This window comes from Herbaspirillum sp. NPDC087042 (assembly GCF_044745245.1).
Taxonomy (GTDB): Bacteria; Pseudomonadota; Gammaproteobacteria; order Burkholderiales; family Burkholderiaceae_D; genus Herbaspirillum.
On the sequence record NZ_JBIUZW010000006.1, the window covers coordinates 38,996 to 57,461 of the forward strand.

Sequence of the window (18,466 nt, forward strand, 5' to 3'; positions counted from 1 at the left end):
GAACGGAAAGGCAGAAAAGAGGATGAGAGACCTGGACCTGACCACGCTGCGCCTGCTGGTGGCCGTGCTGGATCAGCAGAACATGGCGCGCGTGGCCGAGCAGTCGCATATCGCCGCCTCGGCCATCAGCAAGCGCATCGCACAGCTGGAATCGAACCTGGGCGTGCGCCTGCTGGTGCGCACCCGCCGTGGCGTGCAGGCCACACCGGCCGGCCTGGCACTGGCCGAGCATGCCCGCACCATCCTGTTCGCGGCCGAGCGCATCGAGACCGACGTCACCGCCTTCGCCGGCGGCATCAAGGGCAATGTGCGCATCCTGGCCACGCCCTCGGCCATGGCCGAATCCCTGCTGGAAGATATTTCCTCCTTCATGCGCGAGCCGCAGAACAGCCAGATCAAGGTCGATATCGAGGAATGCCTGACCAATGAGCTGCTGCGCAACATGCGCGAGGGCAGCACCGCCATCGGCGTGTGCTGGAACCATTCCGACCTGGGTGAGCTGCAGCAGCTACCCTACCGCAAGGACAGGCTGGCGCTGGCGGTGCATCGCGACCATCCGCTGGCTTCCCATGAGTCGATCCGCTACGAAGACACGCTGGACTACGAACACGTCGGCATGCGCCCCGACAGCGCCGTGGTGATCATGATGCAGCGCGCCGCCGCCCGTATCGGCCGGCCGGTGCGCTACCGGGTGCTGGTGTCGAACTTCGATGCGGCCTTCCGGGTGGTCTCGGCCAACCTGGCCGTGGGCATCATCCCCATCGAGATCAGCACCCTCTATGCCTCCGCCTCGCAGGTGAAGATGATCCCCCTGGAAGACGACTGGGCACAGCGCGAATTCTCGATCTGCTTCCGCAATCTGGAGGCCTTGGCCGTACCGGCGCAACGCCTGGTAGAACACCTGGCGCGCAACGGTCTGCAGGCGCGCCAGCCCGCCAGCACTGCTGCACTCAATACTTGAGGTAGTGCGGGAAGCGCTCGCCAATGGTCTCCAGCTGCGCCAGCGTGCCGGAGAGGTGCTCACGCAGGGCCGCCTGTGCCGCCAGCGGATCGGCGGCGGCAATCGCCTCCACGATGGCGGTATGGTCGCGCAGAACGCGCTGGGTCTTGCCGGGGATGGGAACGTGCAGGTTGCGCAAGCGGTCCAGGTTGCCGCTCTGCCGGCGCACCATGGCCCATAGCTCGGGCACCTGTGCGGCCTCGTACAGCTGGCGATGGAAACCCTGGTCGGCCAGCACGAAATCGGCATAGTTCTCGCGCTCGGCCAGCACGCGCTGCACCTCGATGCTGTCGCGCAGGCGCGTCACCAGCGCCGCGTCGGGCTGTTGCGCCAGCGTGTGGACGATCTCCAGCTCGATGGACCGGCGCAGGAAATGCGCCTGCCGCGCCAGCGTCACATTGACCGCGCTGACCACCGTGGCGTGCTGGGGAAAGATATCCACCAGCCCTTCCTCGCCCAGCTTGATCAGGGCATCGCGGATCGGCGTCTGGCTCAGGCCATATTGCGCGGCCAGCTCGGCACGCTGCAACACCGTCCCCGGCGCCAGCCGCATGGCGATGATCAGTTCGCGCAGGTGCTCGAAGACCTGCGGCGCCGACTGGCGCGAACGGTCCAGCGGCGGTGGCGTGATGACAATCGGGTCGGCGGTCGTGGTGCTCATGCGGAAATCCTGAATAACAAAGAAGGCTGCAATCCGGTGAGTTCGCCGATGTTGCCTTCAAGACCCTGCATGATAAACCGCGTCGGCGTCATTGACGCACTAATATATTAGTGTTTTAATGCATTCACCGACGCATGCAGGACGCTTCCGTCACGACCATGGCCAGCAGAAGCCATGCGGCATGCCCCATGACAACCGAGGAGACCCGTGTGGAATCACTGAAGCAACCGGCAGCCCCCCTGGCCGCAGGCAGTGCTGCCGCTGCAACCGCAGCAACCGCCGTACTGGCGCAGGCCGTGGCCAAGATCAAGCAGCGCGTGCTGCCGCTGTTCGTGATCATGTTCATCGTCAACTACATCGACCGGGTCAACATCGGCTTCGTGCGCAGCCACCTGGCCACCGACGTGGGCATCAGCACCGCTGCCTATGGCCTGGGTGCGGGACTGTTCTTCATCGGCTACGCCATCTTCGAGGTCCCCTCCAACATCCTGCTGCAGCGCTTCGGCGCCAAGGCCTGGCTCACCCGCATCATGGCTACCTGGGGCCTGGCAGCTACCGCCATGGCCTTCGTCCATAACGAATCGACCTTCTACCTGCTGCGCTTCCTGCTGGGTGCGGCCGAGGCCGGCTTCTTCCCCGGCGTGATCTACTACTTCACCCAGTGGCTGCCGGCCAGCGAGCGCGGGCGTGCCATGGCGATCTTCCTGTCCGGCTCGGCGCTGGCCTCCATCCTCTCCGGCCCGATCTCGGGCGGTCTCTTGCAGCTGGATGGCGGCGGCCTGCATGGCTGGCAATGGATGTTCATCATCGAGGGCATGGCCTCGGTGCTGCTGTGCGGCTTCGTCTGGTTCTGGCTGGACTCGATGCCGGCCGATGCCAAATGGCTGAGCGTGCAGGAACGCGATGCCGTCACCGGCGCCATCGTGGCCGAGCAGGCCGAGCGCATGAAGAACAAGCCGGCCCACGTCTCGGTGCTGCAACTGCTGCGCGACCCGCAGATCCTGATCTTCTGTTTCATCTACTTCTCGATCTCACTGACCATCTACGGCGCCACCTTCTGGCTGCCCAGCATCATCCGCAAGATGGGCAGCTTCAGCGACTTCCAGGTGGGCCTGTTCAACTCCATTCCCTGGCTGATCTCGATCGTGGCAATGTACGCCTTCGCCGCCCTGGCCGGTCGCTTCAAGCACCAGCAGGCGTGGACGGCCACGGCCCTGGTGATTGCGGCGGTGGGCATGTTCGTCTCCACCTTCGGCAATGCCAGCTTCGCCTTCGTCTCGATCTGCTTTGCCGCGGTCGGCTTCAAGGCGGCCTCCTCGCTGTTCTGGCCGCTGCCGCAGGGCTATCTGGATGCCCGCATCGCCGCCGGCGTGATCGCGCTGATCAATTCCATCGGCAACCTCGGCGGCTTCGTGGCCCCGACCGCCTTCGGCTTCCTGGAACAGCGCACCGGCTCCATCGAGGGCGGCCTGCTGGGCCTGGCGATCACCTCGCTGGTGGCCGCCGGCGTGGTCTTCCTGGCCCGTTCCGGCAGCAAGGCCTGATCCCCGCCCTTACCCCAGTCACCGATAAACCCGCTTTCATCCTCGCCCTGCCTGTAGAGAGTCCACCATGAAAATCGTCCGCGTCACCGTTACCCCCATCGCCTTCAAGGATGGTCCCCTGCTCAACGCCAGCGGCATCCACGAACCCTATGCCCTGCGCTCCATCATCGAGATCGAGACCGACAACGGCCACATCGGCCTGGGCGAGAGCTATGGCGATGCCCCGGCGCTGAAGATCCTGGATCTGGTCAAGGGCCAGCTGATCGGCCTGGACCCGTTCAACCTCAACGGCCTGCGCGCCATCGTGCGCCGCGTGGTGGCCTCCATGGCCCCGGCCAGCAATAGTGGCGCCGAACTGGCGCCGGGCTCGCATGCCAGCAAGGCGGTCTCCAACGCCTATTCCGCCTTTGAAGTGGCTTGCCTGGATGCGCAGGCGCGCTACCTCAACGTGCCGCTGGTGGAACTGCTGGGCGGTGCGATCCGCAAGCAGATCCCCTTCAGCGCCTATCTCTTCTTCAAGTACGCCCAGCACATCGACAGCCCCTATGCGCCCGACGCCTGGGGCGAGGCCCTGAGCGAAGAGCAGATCGTGGCGCAGGCGCGCAAGATGATCGAGGAGAACGGTTTCGAGAGCATCAAGCTCAAGGCCGGTGCGCTGGCGCCGGAGCATGAGGTAGCCTGCATCAAGGCACTCAAGAAGGCCTTCCCCAATGCGCCGCTGCGCATCGACCCCAACGGCAACTGGTCGCTGGAAACCGCCATCCGTATGGCCGAACTGCTGGGCGACGACTTGCAATACTACGAAGACCCGACCCCGGGCCTGGAAGGCATGTCCGAGCTGCACCGCCGCACCGGCCTGCCGCTGGCCACCAACATGGTGGTCACCGACTTTGACGAACTGCGCCGCAGCGTGGCGCTGAACAGTGTGCAGATCGTGCTGGCCGACCACCACTACTGGGGTGGCCTGCGCGACACCCAGCACCTGGCCAAGATGTGCGACGTGTTCGGCCTGGGTGTGTCGATGCACTCCAACTCGCACCTGGGCATCAGCCTGATGGCCATGTCGCATGTGGCCGCAGCGGTGGAAAACCTGTCCTATGCCTGCGACACCCACTACCCCTGGCAGGAAGCCGACGAGGAAGTCATCAAGGGCGGCAAGCTGCCCATCCGCAATGGCTGCGTGCAGATCACCGATGCCCCGGGCCTGGGCGTGGAGCTGGATCACGACCAGTTGCGCAAGCTGCACGAGCTCTATCTGGAATGCGGCATCCGCCAGCGCGACGACGTGGGCCAGATGCGCAAATACAAGCCGGACTGGAAGACGGTCAAGCCGCGTTTCTGATCTAGCAGGCCGGCCTTCGCTCAGCGATGGCCGGCAAAGAACTCGCTCACCAGCGCGCGAAATGCCGGCAGGGCCGGATTGTCGTTATCCATGCGCCAGCACAGGTATAGCTCGGCATGGGCGGCCGGTTCCTGCAGGGGGCGGAACTGCACGCGGCCCATGTGCAGCTCGCGCGCCGATTCCGGCACGATGGCCGCGCCGATTCCGGCCCGCACCAGACCCAGCAGGGTATGGGTCTGGCCGACATGCTGCACGTAGCGTGGCGTCACACCGTGGCTGGCAAACATCCCGGCGATGCAGTCGTAGAAGTAACGCCCTTCGGACTGGGTGTACATGACGAAGGGCAACTGATCCAGGTCGCGCATGGCGATCTGCTTGCGGCGCGCCAGTGCATGTCCCATGGGCAGCGCCACCAGCAGCTTTTCACGATGTACCAGCTCATGGCAGAGCGCATGGCGGCTCACCACCTGGCGCATGAAACCGACATCGATCATGCCCGTCACCAGCGCCTCCATCTGCGCCACCGATACCATCTCGCGCAACACCAGCTCCACCTCCGGCAGGCGCGCGTGCGCCTGGACCAGCAATTCGGGAATCATGCTGTAAGCACTCACCGCCGTGAACCCCAGCGTGATACGCCCGGCTTCGCCGCCGGCCACGCGCTGCGCCGAGAGTGCGGCCTGCTGGGAAAAGGCCAGGATCTGGCGCGCATCCCGCAGGAAGCTGCTGCCGGCCGCCGTCAGGTGCACCTGGCGACTGCTGCGTTCAAGCAGCTCCACGCCCAGCGCATGCTCCAGCATCTGGATCTGGCGGCTCAGGGGTGGCTGCGTCATGAACAGGCGCTGCGCCGCCCGCCCGAAATGCAATTCCTCGGCCACGGCCACGAAACAGCGAAGTTGATGTAGTTCCATGTATGAAGTCCGTGAGGCGTGTCGTTATCAATCAGCCAGCAATTCAATTCTTGTATTGATCCATCCGATATCTATGTTAGACGAACATTGATCGTCTTCCTATACTGGGCCCACCAGATCAACCCGGCAGGCCCCTCCACCGGCCTGCCCCATGGAGCCCTCCAGTGAACCAGCCCATCGACATCCTCCTGACCCAAGCCATCCCCGCCGCCATCGATGCCCGCCTCTGCGCCGGCTACACCGTGCACCGTCTCTACCAGGCCGAACAGGCGGGACAGGCCGAGGCCCTGCTGGCCCAGGTCGGCCATCGCGTGCGCGGCGTGGTCACCGGTGGCGTCAAGGGCTTGTCCAATGCCCTGATGGATCGCCTGGACGCACTGGAGATCATCGCCATCAGCGGCATCGGCACCGATGCGGTCGACCTGCAGCAAGCCTCCCGTCGCAAGATCCACGTGACCACCACCCCCGGCGTGCTCACCGAGGACGTAGCCGACATGGCGCTGGGCCTGATCATCATGGCGCTGCGCGATCTCGGCGTGGGCGAGCGCATCGTGCGTGCCGGCCAATGGGGCAAGACCGCCCAGGCACTGTCGCACAAGGTCAGCGGCAAGCGCCTGGGCATCATCGGCCTGGGCCGGGTCGGACACGCCATTGCCAGGCGCGCCGCCGCCTTCTCGATGTCGATTGCCTACAGCGATCCGCAGCGCCAGGATGACAGCGGTTACCGCTTCGTGGCCGACGTCGCCGAACTTGCCGGCAGCGTCGACATCCTGGTCCTGGCGGCCTCCGCCGACCACGGCCAGGTGATCGTCACCCGCGAGGTCTTGGCCGCGCTGGGACCGCAGGGCTACTTCATCAACGTGGCGCGTGGCAAGCTGGTCGACGAAGCTGCCCTGGTCGATGCGCTCACGCACAAGAGCATCGCCGGTGCCGGCCTGGACGTGTTTGCCGACGAGCCGCAGGTACCCGCTGCCCTGCTGGCCCTGGACAACGTGGTGCTGCAACCGCACCGCGCCAGCGCCACCGAGGAAACCCGGCTGGCCATGGGCGAGATCGTGCTGGAGAACCTGGCCGCCTGCTTCGCCGGCCAGCGCCCGCCGACCAGCGTGACAGCCTGAGCGCCTGAGCGCCTGAGCGTGGCCAGGCAGCACCCTACCTAAAACACCATCCGCAACAGGAGGAGACACCATGCATCAATCCGGCACCCCATCCCCGGCCATCGGCGAGCGCCGTGACGGCAGCGCCGTTGCCAAGGGCGCCGCCGTCGGGCGCTTCCGCTACCGCATCCTGGCCCTGATCTTCATCGTCACCGTGGTCAACTATGCCGACCGCGCCACCATGTCCATTGCCGGCACCGGCGTGGTCAAGGAACTGGGACTGGATCCGGTGATGCTGGGCATGATCTTCTCTGCCTTCGCCTGGGCCTATGCCATCGGCCAGATCCCCGGCGGCTGGCTGCTCGACCGTTTCGGCGCGCGCCGGGTCTATGGCGTCAGCCTGCTGCTGTGGTCGGTCTTCACCATGCTGCAGGGGACGGTAGGCTGGCTGGGCTTGTCGGGTGTGGCGGCGGCCGGTGCGTTGTTTTTCATGCGCTTCATGCTGGGGCTGGTGGAGTCGCCCGCCTTTCCGGCCAATTCGCGCATCGTGGCCTGCTGGTTCCCCACCCGCGAGCGTGGCACCGCCTCGGCCCTGTTCAACTCGGCGCAATACATGGCAGTGGTGCTGTTCACCCCGATGATGGCCTGGCTCACGCACCGCATGGGCTGGGAACATGTATTCCTCTGGATGGGCGCGGTCGGTCTGGTGCTGGGGGTGGTGTGGTTTTCCTTCTACCGCGAGCCGCATGGGCAGAAACAACTGGGTGCGGCCGAACTGGAACACATGCGCGCCGGTGGCGCACTGGTCGACCTGGAACGCAATCGCGTCAACCGCAAACAGCGCACCAGCCTGGCCGAGGTCGCGGTGCTGTTCCGCAACCGCAACCTGTGGGCCATCTACATCGGCCAGTACTGCATCACGGCGCTGACTTACTTCTTCATCACCTGGTTCCCGATCTATCTGATCAAGGGACGCGGCATGAGCATCATGGAAGCCGGCTGGGTCGCGGCGCTGCCGGCCATCTGCGGCTTCAGCGGCGGCATCCTCGGCGGCGTCATCTCGGACTGGCTGATCCAGCGCGGCAAGCATCCCTCGCTGGCGCGCAAGACGCCCTTCGTACTGGGCATGGCCTTGTCGACCATGCTGGTCGGCGCCAACTTCTCGGACTCCAATGTGGTGGTGATCGCCCTGATGGCACTGGCCTTCTTCGGCAAGGGCCTGGCCGCGATCGGCTGGGCCGTGCTGGCCGATACCGCGCCGGAAAACATGGTCGGCCTCAGCGGTGGCGTCTTCAATGGCATCGGCAATATCGCCGGCATCGTCACCCCCATCGTGATCGGCTATGTGCTGGCCAGTACCGGCTCCTTCACCAATGCGCTGTGGTTCGTGGCCGCGCATGGCGTGCTGGGCATCCTGGCCTATCTCGGACTGGCCGGGCGGTTCGAACGGGTGCGGGTGGGCTGACAACAGCCCGGCCCCGGCACGCAAACGTGCCGGGGCCGGATTGCCGTCAGAACTCCTCGTCCTGGTAAGCCACCAGATGGCGATAGTCTTCCCGCACGGTGGGGAACAGATCCAGGTTCAGCACCAGCTCATCACCCACCGGTTCGGCATAGTGCATGGTGTGGGCCGGGACGCGGATCATCGAACCTGGTCCCATCTCGAAGACTTCATCACCGACGTGGTAACGCATGCGCCCCTGCACGCAGATCGCGACCTGTTCGTAGTCATGCTGGTGCGGACGCACCTGCATGTCGGGCGAGACGAAATTCATCACCAGCATGGCATCGCTGCTGCGAAATGCCACCCGCTCCACGCCCTGCCGCACCGATTCACGGGGCAGCGTGTTCCAGTTATGGACCTTGACCTTGCCGGTCTTCGCGCCATGCTCACTATCGCTCATCTTGTCTCCTTGTATTGATCAGGCTTCCACTACACCATTGATACGGCGGCGCAATCCCTGTGGATTGGCCTCCTGGATGGCCGCCGGGCGCAGGCCATCCGGCAGGTCCTGATAGGCGACCGGGCGCAGGAAGCGCTCGATGGCCGTCGCGCCCACGGACGTGAACATGGCATTGGAGGTCGACGGGAACGGTCCGCCATGCACCATCGCATGGCATACCTCGACGCCGGTGGGGAAGCCATTGGCCAGGATGCGTCCGACCTTCTTCTCCAGCGTCGGCAACAGGCGGCCGGCGGCGCGATGGTCATCCTCATCGATCTGCAGGGTGGCCGTCAGCTGCCCTTCCAGTTGCTGCGTGAGCGCTACCATCTCCTCCACATTGGCCACCCGCACCACCAGCGAAGCGGGGCCGAAGACTTCCTCGCGCAGATGCGGCTGGGCCAGGAAATGGCGCGCGTCGGTCAGGTACAAGCCGGCCTGCGCGGCGTTGTGAGCATGCTCACCCAGGGCGGGCTGGCCCTGTGCCACACGGGCGACACCCGCCAGGCCGTCCAGGCGCGACACGCCCTGGCAATAGGCATCATGGATGCCGGGGGTGAGCATGGTCTGCGCGGCCGCCTCGCCAAGGGCTTGCGAGGCGGCCGCGAGGAAGCGTTCCAGGTCGGGGCCGTCCTGCGCAAATGCCAGTCCGGGATTGGTGCAGAACTGACCGGCCCCCATCGTCAGCGACGCCGCAAAGCCGCGTCCAATGGCCTCGGCGCGAGCCGCCAGCGCCGCCGGGAACAGATATACCGGATTGATGCTGGCCATCTCCGCATAGACCGGAATCGGCTCGGGACGTGCGTTGGCAATCTTCACCAGTGCCAGGCCACCCTGGCGCGAGCCGGTGAAACCCACAGCCTTGATCTCCGGATGCGCCACCAGGGCCTCGCCCAGTTGGCGCCCCGCGCCCACCAGCAATGAAAACACGCCGTCCGGAAGTTCCAGCTTGCGTGCCGCCTGCTGGATGGCGCGACCAACCAGTTCGGAGGTGCCCAGATGCGCGCCATGCGCCTTGACGATGACCGGGCAACCCGCCGCCAGTGCAGCGGCGGTATCACCGCCGGCCACCGAGAACGCCAGCGGGAAATTGCTGGCGCCGAAGACGGCCACCGGGCCCAGGCCGATCTTGCGCAGGCGGATGTCGGCGCGCGGCAGGGGCTGGCGCTCGGGCTGGGCCTGGTCGACCACCACGCCCTGGAAGGCGCCTTCGCGCACCACCGCGGCAAACAGGCGCAACTGCCCGACGGTACGGCCGCGCTCGCCTTGCAGGCGTGCCAGCGGCAGGCCCGATTCCTGGTGTGCCCGGTCGATCACGGCATCACCCAGCGCCAGAATCTGCTCGGCGATCTCTTCGAGGAAGCGGGCACGCGTTTCCAGCGGCAGCGCGCGATACGGGTCGAAGGCTTGTGCCGCCAATGTGGCGGCGCGCTCGACCTCGTCCTTGCCACCCAGTCCGAAGGCCGGGATGGGAATGGCCTGGTTGGTGGCCGGATTGATGGAGTGTTGCTGTCCCTCGGTGCCGCGCACCGTAGACAGACCGATCAGCATATCGCCAGTGATGGCCATGGTGTTCTCTTTGCAGGAATAAAAAAACCGGCGCATGCTGCCTCGACGGCGGCACGACGCCGGCACAGCGGAGATTACTTCACGGCCGGACGGCCAGCCTCGACCCAGGCACGGAACTGGCCACGGGTTTCCTCGCTGGGCGGATACAGGCCCCACAACGGCTCACCGGCTTGCACACGCAGGGCCAGGTAGGCTTCGATGTCGTCTCGTTTCTCGCACAGGTCGGCCATTTCTTCTGCCATGTGGGCCGGGATGACAGTGATGTTGTCGCCATCGCCATGGATCACGTCGCCCGGATAGATGGCCACGCCTGCGCAACCGATGGGGACATTCAGATCAGCCACATGGTGATAGGACAGGCGCGTGGTGGCCGTGATGCCGGTGCTCCAGATCGGGAAATCCATCTGCGAGAGTTCGGTGCCGTCGCGGAAGCTGCCATCGGTAATGACGGCGCGCGCACCGCGCTTCATCATGCGGGTGATCAGCATGTTGCCCATCGACGCGGCACGGCCGTCGCGATTGCTGTCGATGACCAGCACATGACCAGGTTCGATCTGCTCCACGCCTACCCATTGCAGGTTGTTGGCATCAGGCTTGACGGTCAGGTTGGCGTAGTTGTCGACATCCTCGCGTGCCGGGATGAAACGCATGGTGTAGGCACGGCCGGCGAAGGGCTTGATGTTCTTGTTCACCGGCGTCAAGCCGTGCAGTACCGGCTGGCGGATGCCCTTGATGTAGAGCTGGGTAGTCAGCGAACCGCTGGTGACCTTGGCCAGGCGCTCCAGCACCGAATCGGACACATGGGGAGCGGGAGCCAGTTGGGGGATGCTGTCCAGCGGCGGCGGAGTGATGGCGTTCATAGTGGGACTTTCCATTGAATGAGCAGGCAAATGGTCTGGGCGAGGCAGGCAACTGTGGCGCCCTGCCAGGACCGGATGGGTAAAATCTTAGTGAATCAGGGTCGCCAGCCACAACAGGCGGTGCTGGCGACTTGGACCGGCTGTTCCAGTAACTGGGATTGCAGGTTTCGTCACGGATGATCGGTACGGCCCTGCGGCATGAGATCCGGCCGTGTCGCTGCCGTGGCCGCATCGGCGGGCAGACCCGGATCGAAGCGCTCGATGCGACCCACCACGAACAGGTAACTCAGGACCGCGACCAGGCCATGGCATCCGACAAACACCAGTGCCCAGTAGAACGAGCCGGTGCGTCCCAGGATCAGGCCGATGATCAGGGGCGTGGTGATGCCGGCGGTGTTGCCGATGGCATTGAAGACACCGCCGGTCAGTCCGATCATGCTCCTGGGCGCGGTATCGGCCACCACCGCCCAGCCCAGCGAGCCACAGCCCTTGCCCATGAAGGCCAGCGACATCAGGGCGATCACCATCCAGTCGGCCGTGACGAAGTTGCAGCCGATCATGGCTGAGGTAAGCAGCATGCCGCAGATGATGGGAATCTTGCGGGCGATGGTCAGCGAGCCGGTGCGGCGGTACAAATGGTCGCTCACATAGCCGGAGGCCACGCCGCCGAAGAATCCGCACAGGGCCGGGATCGACGCGACCACCCCGGCGGTGAGGATGCTCATGCCCCGATCCTTGACCAGATAGGTCGGGAACCACGAAACGAAGAACCAGGTGATGGCCGAGATGCAGTATTGCGACAGGAAGATGCCTGCCAGCATGCGGCTGCGCAGGAGCCCGAGCACGCTGGCCAGCGTCGGCGGTGGTGGCGCCGGCGGTATGCCGCGTCCGGCATGGGAAGCGCCCAGCTCCACCAGGCCGCCGCCCTGGCGGATGTAGTCCAGTTCCTCGGCATTGATACGCTTGTGCGTCGACGGCGGCGCATAGGAAAACCACCACAGCACGGCCAGCAGCAGGCCCAGCGCGCCCATGACGGAAAACACGTGCTCCCAGCCAAAGCGATGGTCCAGCCAGCCCATTAGCGGCGTGAACAGGGCCAGCGAGACGTACTGGGCGCTATTGAAGATGGCCCCCGCCAGGCCACGCTCGGTGGCCGGAAACCACGCAGCGATCACTCGCGCCGACGCCGGCCCGACCGGCGCCTCGAAGGTCCCCAGCAGGAAGCGCAGCACCAGCAGCGCCGCGAATACCTGCACGAACCACGCTGCCGCTCCCATGAACATGGTGCACAGCGACCAGGCAAGCAGCCCGGCCATGACGGTGAGCCTGACACCGAAACGGTCCACCAGCCAGCCGGCCGGAATATGGGCCATCACATAGGCCCAGGCAAAGGCCGAGAACAGCCAGCCCATCTGTACCGGGTCCAGTCCCAGTTCCCGGGACATGCCCGATCCTGCGATGGAAAGCGTGGCCCGGTCACCGGTACTGAAGGCCAGCACGATGGTGATCAAAGCCAGGATGAAATAGCGCTGCCGCGTACGTGGCATCGTGGGTCTCCTTGATTGTTATGGTCCTGGGATGCGCGGCCCTGCCTGCCGGCGGGCCGCGCCAACGCGGTTCAACGCCTCAGGGCGCCTTGCCGAACTCGGCGGCGTCAGCGCGCCAGCGCAACGCCTGCTCGGACAGGGAGAAGCCCAGGCCAGGGCGATCCGACACGTACATGCGGCCGTTCTTGAGCTGCATCTGCTCGTTGAACATCGGGCCCAGCCATTCGAAGTGCTCCAGCCACGGCTCGATCGGATAGGCGGCCGCCAGGTGCAGGTGGATTTCCATGGCGAAGTGAGGCGCCAGCTTGCGTCCCTTGAGCGCGCCCAGCGCCATGATCTCCAGGAAGGGCGTGATCCCCCCCACGCGCGGCGCATCGGGCTGGATGAAGTCACTGCCTTCGGCCAGGATCAGCTGTGCATGCTCACCTGCGCTGGTGAGCATCTCGCCGGTGGCGATGGCGGTGTCGAAACGATTGGCCAGTTGCGCATGGCCCTCGAAGTCGTAGGCGTCCAGCGGTTCCTCGATCCAGGTCAGGTCGAACTGTTCGAGGGCGCGGCAGGCACGCGTGGCCTGCTGCCGGTCCCATTGCTGGTTGGCATCGACCATCAGGGGGAAGCCCTCGCCCAGGAGCTTGCGGACCTCGCCCACGCGGCCGATATCGATGGCCAGGTCCGGCTGGCCGACCTTGAGCTTGATGCCGCCGATACCACTCTCGCGCGAGATCGCCACGTTCTTGAGCACCTGCTCCAGCGGTGTATGCAGATAGCCACCCGAGGTGTTGTAGCACTGCACCGAATCACGATGCGCCCCCAGCAGCTTGGCCAGCGGCAAGCCGGCACGCTTGGCCTTGAGATCCCACAGGGCAATGTCGAATGGCGCGATGGCCTGCGTGGTCAGGCCGCTGCGTCCCATAGAGGCGCCGGCCCACAACAGCTTGGTAAAGATCCTAGAGATGTCGCTGGGATCCTCACCCAGCAGGTTGGGAGCGATCTCCTTGGCATGGGCATACATGCCCGGACCACCGGCACGCTTGGAGTAGCCGAAACCGATCCCCTCATGACCGTCGCGGGTGCGGATCTCGGCGAAGATGAAGGCGATCTCGGTGAGCGGCTTCTGGCGCCCGGTCAGCACCTTGGCATCGGAGACCGGCGTTGCCAGCGGCAGATAGATCAGCGAGACCTTGACCCACTCGATGCGGTCGCCAGACTCGGCGGCGGTACGGGCATCGGCGGCAACCTTGGCGTAGGAGACGATATTGGATTCGACGGACATGCTATTCCTTGAAAATGAGACGGGAGAAAGAAACCGGAGAAAGAATCCGGAGCGGCACCACACCTGTTGTGATGCCGATGAAAGCGCTTTCATCATCAATCCCCGCTCACCCTGGCGCAAGGCGTTGCCCACGCCATCGCGCCACGCACGGACGTGTATTTCCCACGCTCTGGAACGTTGCCGACAAGTGCCGCGTTATGATGGCAAGCCTTGTCTTGATGAACCCACAGAACAGCCCCGCCATGAAAGCTTCCGCCATCACCCCGCCCGACGGCCCCATGCGCATGAGCGACGTGGCCCGCATCGCCGGCGTCTCGCTGGTGACGGTCTCGCGCGCCGTGAACCAGCCTGACAAGGTGGCACCGGCCACGCTGGCCGCCGTGCGCGCCGCCATCGACACGCTCGGCTACGTGCCCAACCAGCTGGCCGGCGGCCTGGCCTCGAACCGCTCACGCACCATCGCAGCCATGGTGCCCACCCTCTCCAACCTGGTGTTCTCGGAAACCATCGAGGCCATGAGCCTGGCCCTGAATGCGCGCGGCTATCAGGTCCTGCTGGCGCAGACCAACTATTGCGCCGCCGACGAGGTACGTATCGTCGATACCTTCCTCGGCCGGCGTGTGGATGGCATGGCACTCATGGGGATCACCAACGAGGACGTCGCCGACAAGCTGCGTCGTGCCGGCCTGCCGGTGGTACAGACCTGGGATTTCTCCTCGGCGGCGATCGACATGCAGGTCGGTTTCTCCAACGCCGATGCCGGTCACAAGGCCGGCGTCTACCTGGCCGGCCAGGGGCACCGTGTGGTGGGATTCATCGGTGCCGACGAGCGTCGCTCGCGCCTGCGGCTCAAGGGTTTTCGCCGCGCCTTTTCGGCCGTGGGAGGACAGGTGGTGGTCTCGCTGGCGCCGCCGCCGGCCGGTGTCGATACCGCTGCCGCCCAGCTGGCCGACTTGCGCCGCCAGGCGCCGGCGATGACGGCCGTGTTCTGCAACAACGATCTGCTGGCCGCAGCCTTGTTGTTCGAATGTCAGCGGTTGCGCCTGAAGGTGCCACAACAGATGGCGGTGATGGGTTTCGGCGACCTCCCGGTGGCAGGAGCCTGCTGGCCCCGTTTGACCACGGTGAGCGTGCCGCGCCGCCGTATGGGTGAGGTGGCGGCCGAGTTGCTGCTGCGCCGGCTGGCCGGTGATCCGTCGGCCAGTACCGTCGACCTCGGTTTTACGGTGGTGCCACGCGAGAGCGCCTGACGCTGCCCGCGCACCTGCACCTGGCTCCGCCTCAGTTCGGCTGCCAGGCCAGGCGCATGGAGTAGTGCACCGACTGGCCGGGCGCTGCCAGCGCCACGCCACTGTCGCGGGGATCCAGCTGCGGCATGGCAAAGGCATTGGCCAGATGCGATACCGGCTCCACACAGACATAGGGCGCGCCACGCGGGATGAACATCACGAGGTGCGACAGCCCCTGGCTGGCCGACAGCTGCAGTATTCCCTGGTCGTATTGCAATTGCATCTGGCCATCCCATTGCGAGAAATAACCCAGTTGCTCCGCCTCATCGGCCATGGACGGCGACCAGCATTGCCCCCCCTGCAGCGGTGTGCTCAACCCATCGGGCAGGCATTGCGCATCATGCTGCCAGCGTCGTCCGGCGACAAAGCGCATCTCACGCAGTCCATCGGCGCTGAGGAAAGGATGCAGGCCGCCACCGACGGGCATGCTGCGCGTGGCATCCAGATTGCGAACCTCCAGTGTGCATTCCAGCCAACCCTCTCCGATGACCACACGCTGCCGGCAATGCAAGGGCCAGGGCCAGTGCGGCCCGGTGTAGTGCACGTCCATCTCCAGCAGGCGAGGGTCTTGCGCGCTCACCCGCCAGGCCAGTGTATGGGCGCAGCCATGCAGGGTATGCGGCAAGGCCGCCGGATGCGGCGGCAGCACATGCACCTGCCCCGCGAAGGGCAGGCGTGCATCGCGGATACGGTTGGAATAAGGCGCCAGCGGATACATGCCGCACTTGGGCCAGGCCAGCGCATCGAAGCTGGTCTGCACATAGGGCTGCAACACCTCGCGCTGGCACCCCGGCGGGCCCTTGAACAGCAGGCGTGCCATGCGGCCACCGAACTCCGGCAGGAATTCGGCGCGCAGGCTGGCGTTTTCCAGGATCCGCGTGTCCATCTCAGAAGCGGTGCTGGATGCCCAGGTTCCAGGCCTGGTTGCCCGAACCGACTTCGATGGCATTACCCACCTTGTAGCTGGCGCCGTTGCTGTTGTTGATACGGCCATAGGCGGCAAACAGGTCGGTGCGCTTGGACATCGGGTAGATGTAACCCAGGCCGACCTGGCTGGCGTGCTGGGCGGCGGCCAGCCGGTCGCGCTTCCTGACGTAGGACACCATCACCCGTCCGATACCTGCCGGGATCACCGCCCCCACCATCAGGTCGCGACTGTCCACCGTGGTCACGCCCGCAGCGGTGCTCTTGTTGATGGCCGCCGCCCCATGCAAGCGCAGCACGCCGAAATCATAGTAGGCACCAAAACCGGTGTTCTTGGCCGCGCCATCGTCGTTGACGGTGTTGATGTTCTGGTGTGCCACTCGCAGGTAGAGCGGACCCGATGCGTAGCCGAAGGAGGCGCCCACGTAGCGACCGGCGGCCATGTTGCCGGCGGTCTCGCCAAAACCGTAGCCGACATCCCCCGAGTAACCGCCACCGAAGACCGGTGAACTCCAGGTCACGCTATTGTTGATGCGGTTGTTGTAGTAGCCGTTGACGCCACCCACATAGTTCTCACCGAACAGGTTGGTCATGCGCGCGGCCGAACCGGCAAAGAAGGGATCGGAGGTACCGGCCAGTACATCGAAGGGGGTGTACTGGCGACCCACGCGCACGCTGCCGAAGTCACCATTGAGACCGACATAGGACTGGCGGCCGAACAGCAATCCGCCCTGCCCCATGGCACCGGTATCGACCTGGAAGCCGCTTTCCAGGAGGAACACCGCCGAGAGCCCGCCACCCAGGTCTTCCGCCCCCTTGAAGCCAATGCGCGAGCCGTTGAAGATGCCGCTGGAGATCTTGTTGATGGAACCACCGGCACCGCCCGACTCGTGGGTAAAGCCGGTGTCGAGCAAGCCATAGATCGTCACCGACGACTGTGCCTGGGCTGCGCCCGTGCCCAATGCGGCCATGCCTGCCATTGATGCTCCGATGATGTAACGTTTCATGCCATCTCCCTTGTTGTGATTGTGGATGTGGGGAGGCCGGTCCCATACCGGACTCCCGAGGGTGGTCGTGCGCAGGCGACGGGCAGGCGCCAGCCGCTGCGCACGGCCGTGCGCCAGCTGCCGGCGCCACGCGCCGGCATCAAGACGTAATGCGAGGAAAGAACCGCCCGGAAGGAATCAGGCCGGCTTGACCACCGGCATGGCCGATGAAGGCCGCTGGTGGATAAAGATCACGATGACCAGCGCGCCCACCAGTCCCAGTACTGCTGCCAGGACAAAGCCACCGGTATAGGTCTTGGCGCTCTGGATGATGAAGCCCGTCGCCGCCGGGGCGATGATGCCCGACAGGTTGGAGAGCATGTGCATGAAGCCGCCTGCGGTCCCCATGCGCGAAGGCGCCACGCTGTCCTGGATCAAGGCCCAGAAGCCGGGACCGGCGAGCATCAATGCGCCGATGGCCAGGGTCATCACCGCCACGATCTGCATGGTGTCGTCGATGAGACCGACCACGCCGATGCACAACGACGAGGTCAGCAGGCTGCACACCAGCACCACCTTGCGCGAGAACAGCAGCTTGCCGGTGATGCGATAGAGCGTGTCGATGAGCCAGCCACCGCACAGGAAACCGAGCGCGCCCATCAGCCAGGGCAGCGCCGAGAAGAAGCTCATCTCCTTCAGGCTCACGCCGCGTGCGTCGATCAGGTAGCTGGGGAACCAGGTCATGAAGAAGAATAGGATGTAGTTGTAGCAGAACAGCGCGCCACCGGTGACCAGCACTTCACGCTGGGTGATGATGGTCAACAGGCTGACCTTCTCTGCGCTGGACGTCGCGGCCACGCTCGGACGCTCTGCATTGATCAGCTGCAACTCGGCCGGGCTCACATGCTCGCTCTGGGCCGGCAGGTCACGCGACATGCGATGCCACACCAGCGCCCACAGCAGGCCCAGTACGGCAATGATGACGAAGGCCGTGCGCCAGCCCAGCCACAGTGCCAGCAGACCCACCACGGGACCGGCCAGTGCACCGCCGATGGGACCGCCAGCCTGGTTGATGCCGATGGCGCGGGCGCGCTCGCGCACCGGGAACCAGTTATTGATGGTCTTGTTGGAAATGGCCGAGACCGGTCCTTCTCCCAGACCGAACAACACCCGCGCCGTCAGCAGCGACCAGAAGTTGAACACCCCGGCGGTCGCGCCGCACAGCAGCGACCAGATCACCATGGACCAGGTGAACACGCTCTTGGGGCCGAAACGGTCCGACAGATAACCGCCAATGAAGTTGAAGGCCGCATAGCCGATGAAGAAGCAACTGAAGATCAGCCCCTTCTCGGCGGCGGTGAGGTGGAAGTCCTTGGTGATGAAGGGAATCGCCACCGACAGCGCGGCACGATCCATGTAGTTGACCATCATCGCCAGGGTCAGCAGGGCCAGGATCGCCCAGCGATATTTGCTTGTCTTCATGTCTGTCTCCGTTGCCGGGCGGATCGAGCCGCTGGCAT

At 65.1% G+C, this 18,466-nt stretch carries 16 protein-coding genes; 6 read left to right on the top strand and 10 right to left on the bottom strand.

Features of this window, described 5'->3' with window-relative positions; translation table 11 throughout:
- Positions 1 to 22 precede the first annotated feature (22 nt).
- Positions 23 to 961: a LysR family transcriptional regulator gene (locus ACIPHN_RS10095; RefSeq protein WP_400435758.1), complete on the top strand. Its 939-nt coding sequence runs from the start codon at positions 23 to 25 to the stop codon at positions 959 to 961.
- On the opposite strand, the gene ACIPHN_RS10100 is transcribed toward ACIPHN_RS10095, so the two are convergent.
- On the bottom strand, positions 951 to 1,661 hold the full coding sequence (locus ACIPHN_RS10100; RefSeq protein ID WP_400435759.1) for a GntR family transcriptional regulator: 711 nt from the start codon (positions 1,659 to 1,661) through the stop codon (positions 951 to 953). The two genes, ACIPHN_RS10095 and ACIPHN_RS10100, sit on opposite strands and share 11 nt — an antisense overlap.
- A gap of 188 nt (positions 1,662 to 1,849) precedes the next feature.
- Between ACIPHN_RS10100 and ACIPHN_RS10105 the strand changes: the two genes are divergently transcribed.
- Both ACIPHN_RS10105 and ACIPHN_RS10110 read left to right on the top strand, forming a co-directional pair.
- Positions 1,850 to 3,205: an MFS transporter gene (locus ACIPHN_RS10105; protein WP_400435760.1), complete on the top strand. Its 1,356-nt coding sequence runs from the start codon at positions 1,850 to 1,852 to the stop codon at positions 3,203 to 3,205.
- A gap of 67 nt (positions 3,206 to 3,272) precedes the next feature.
- On the top strand, positions 3,273 to 4,547 hold the full coding sequence (locus ACIPHN_RS10110; protein ID WP_400435762.1) for a glucarate dehydratase family protein: 1,275 nt from the start codon (positions 3,273 to 3,275) through the stop codon (positions 4,545 to 4,547).
- 20 nt (positions 4,548 to 4,567) lie between these two features.
- Here the strand turns inward: ACIPHN_RS10110 and ACIPHN_RS10115 are convergent, their stop codons facing one another.
- Positions 4,568 to 5,458, bottom strand: a complete 891-nt coding sequence (locus ACIPHN_RS10115) for a LysR family transcriptional regulator (RefSeq protein ID WP_400435763.1) — start codon at positions 5,456 to 5,458, stop codon at positions 4,568 to 4,570.
- A gap of 164 nt (positions 5,459 to 5,622) precedes the next feature.
- Here ACIPHN_RS10115 and ACIPHN_RS10120 point away from each other — a divergent pair, with 164 nt between their 5' ends.
- Positions 5,623 to 6,576, top strand: a complete 954-nt coding sequence (locus ACIPHN_RS10120; RefSeq protein WP_400435765.1) for a 2-hydroxyacid dehydrogenase — start codon at positions 5,623 to 5,625, stop codon at positions 6,574 to 6,576.
- Between the two features lie 70 nt (positions 6,577 to 6,646).
- Entirely contained in the window at positions 6,647 to 8,020 is a 1,374-nt protein-coding gene (locus ACIPHN_RS10125; protein ID WP_400435767.1) for an MFS transporter, read from the top strand.
- 46 nt (positions 8,021 to 8,066) lie between these two features.
- Here the strand turns inward: ACIPHN_RS10125 and ACIPHN_RS10130 are convergent, their stop codons facing one another.
- The 5 genes from ACIPHN_RS10130 to ACIPHN_RS10150 all read right to left on the bottom strand — a co-directional run bounded on the left by ACIPHN_RS10130 (position 8,067) and on the right by ACIPHN_RS10150 (position 13,747).
- A complete protein-coding gene (locus ACIPHN_RS10130) occupies positions 8,067 to 8,459 on the bottom strand; it encodes a cupin domain-containing protein (RefSeq protein ID WP_400435769.1) in 393 nt (130 codons plus the stop codon).
- Between the two features lie 18 nt (positions 8,460 to 8,477).
- Positions 8,478 to 10,067, bottom strand: a complete 1,590-nt coding sequence (locus tag ACIPHN_RS10135) for an aldehyde dehydrogenase (NADP(+)) (RefSeq protein WP_400435770.1) — start codon at positions 10,065 to 10,067, stop codon at positions 8,478 to 8,480.
- Positions 10,068 to 10,141: 74 nt separating this feature from the next.
- Positions 10,142 to 10,927: a ribonuclease activity regulator RraA gene (locus tag ACIPHN_RS10140; protein WP_400435772.1), complete on the bottom strand. Its 786-nt coding sequence runs from the start codon at positions 10,925 to 10,927 to the stop codon at positions 10,142 to 10,144.
- A 170-nt stretch (positions 10,928 to 11,097) separates the two neighbouring features.
- Positions 11,098 to 12,474, bottom strand: coding sequence for an MFS transporter (locus ACIPHN_RS10145; RefSeq protein ID WP_400435774.1), 1,377 nt, complete (start codon positions 12,472 to 12,474; stop codon positions 11,098 to 11,100).
- A 79-nt stretch (positions 12,475 to 12,553) separates the two neighbouring features.
- Complete coding sequence (locus ACIPHN_RS10150; RefSeq protein ID WP_400435776.1) at positions 12,554 to 13,747, bottom strand: mandelate racemase/muconate lactonizing enzyme family protein; 1,194 nt, start codon at positions 13,745 to 13,747, stop codon at positions 12,554 to 12,556.
- 242 nt (positions 13,748 to 13,989) lie between these two features.
- Between ACIPHN_RS10150 and ACIPHN_RS10155 the strand changes: the two genes are divergently transcribed.
- The gene (locus ACIPHN_RS10155) at positions 13,990 to 14,997 is read left to right on the top strand and encodes a LacI family DNA-binding transcriptional regulator (protein WP_400435777.1); all 1,008 of its coding nucleotides are present in this window, start codon (positions 13,990 to 13,992) and stop codon (positions 14,995 to 14,997) included.
- Positions 14,998 to 15,028: 31 nt separating this feature from the next.
- Here the strand turns inward: ACIPHN_RS10155 and ACIPHN_RS10160 are convergent, their stop codons facing one another.
- From ACIPHN_RS10160 to ACIPHN_RS10170, 3 genes are all read right to left on the bottom strand, one after another.
- Positions 15,029 to 15,922 carry a hypothetical protein gene (locus ACIPHN_RS10160; RefSeq protein ID WP_400435778.1) on the bottom strand — a complete coding sequence of 298 codons (894 nt, stop codon included), beginning with the start codon at positions 15,920 to 15,922 and terminating at the stop codon, positions 15,029 to 15,031.
- A gap of 1 nt (position 15,923) precedes the next feature.
- Positions 15,924 to 16,967, bottom strand: coding sequence for a porin (locus ACIPHN_RS10165; protein ID WP_400435780.1), 1,044 nt, complete (start codon positions 16,965 to 16,967; stop codon positions 15,924 to 15,926).
- A 177-nt stretch (positions 16,968 to 17,144) separates the two neighbouring features.
- Positions 17,145 to 18,428 carry an MFS transporter gene (locus ACIPHN_RS10170; RefSeq protein WP_400435782.1) on the bottom strand — a complete coding sequence of 428 codons (1,284 nt, stop codon included), beginning with the start codon at positions 18,426 to 18,428 and terminating at the stop codon, positions 17,145 to 17,147.
- Positions 18,429 to 18,466: the final 38 nt, after the last annotated feature.

Excerpts from the sequence above, each read along its gene's own strand:
- ACIPHN_RS10130 (WP_400435769.1), bottom strand. The coding sequence starts at position 8,459 with ATGAGCGATAGTGAGCATGGCGCGAAGACCGGCAAGGTCAAGGTCCAT.
- ACIPHN_RS10125 (WP_400435767.1), top strand. The coding sequence starts at position 6,647 with ATGCATCAATCCGGCACCCCATCCCCGGCCATCGGCGAGCGCCGTGAC.
- ACIPHN_RS10095 (WP_400435758.1), top strand. The coding sequence starts at position 23 with ATGAGAGACCTGGACCTGACCACGCTGCGCCTGCTGGTGGCCGTGCTG.
- ACIPHN_RS10115 (WP_400435763.1), bottom strand. The coding sequence starts at position 5,458 with ATGGAACTACATCAACTTCGCTGTTTCGTGGCCGTGGCCGAGGAATTG.
- ACIPHN_RS10165 (WP_400435780.1), bottom strand. The coding sequence starts at position 16,967 with ATGAAACGTTACATCATCGGAGCATCAATGGCAGGCATGGCCGCATTG.
- ACIPHN_RS10170 (WP_400435782.1), bottom strand. The coding sequence starts at position 18,428 with ATGAAGACAAGCAAATATCGCTGGGCGATCCTGGCCCTGCTGACCCTG.
- ACIPHN_RS10140 (WP_400435772.1), bottom strand. The coding sequence starts at position 10,927 with ATGAACGCCATCACTCCGCCGCCGCTGGACAGCATCCCCCAACTGGCT.
- ACIPHN_RS10100 (WP_400435759.1), bottom strand. The coding sequence starts at position 1,661 with ATGAGCACCACGACCGCCGACCCGATTGTCATCACGCCACCGCCGCTG.
- ACIPHN_RS10155 (WP_400435777.1), top strand. The coding sequence starts at position 13,990 with ATGAAAGCTTCCGCCATCACCCCGCCCGACGGCCCCATGCGCATGAGC.
- ACIPHN_RS10150 (WP_400435776.1), bottom strand. The coding sequence starts at position 13,747 with ATGTCCGTCGAATCCAATATCGTCTCCTACGCCAAGGTTGCCGCCGAT.
- ACIPHN_RS10110 (WP_400435762.1), top strand. The coding sequence starts at position 3,273 with ATGAAAATCGTCCGCGTCACCGTTACCCCCATCGCCTTCAAGGATGGT.
- ACIPHN_RS10105 (WP_400435760.1), top strand. The coding sequence starts at position 1,850 with ATGACAACCGAGGAGACCCGTGTGGAATCACTGAAGCAACCGGCAGCC.
- ACIPHN_RS10145 (WP_400435774.1), bottom strand. The coding sequence starts at position 12,474 with ATGCCACGTACGCGGCAGCGCTATTTCATCCTGGCTTTGATCACCATC.
- ACIPHN_RS10160 (WP_400435778.1), bottom strand. The coding sequence starts at position 15,922 with ATGGACACGCGGATCCTGGAAAACGCCAGCCTGCGCGCCGAATTCCTG.
- ACIPHN_RS10135 (WP_400435770.1), bottom strand. The coding sequence starts at position 10,067 with ATGGCCATCACTGGCGATATGCTGATCGGTCTGTCTACGGTGCGCGGC.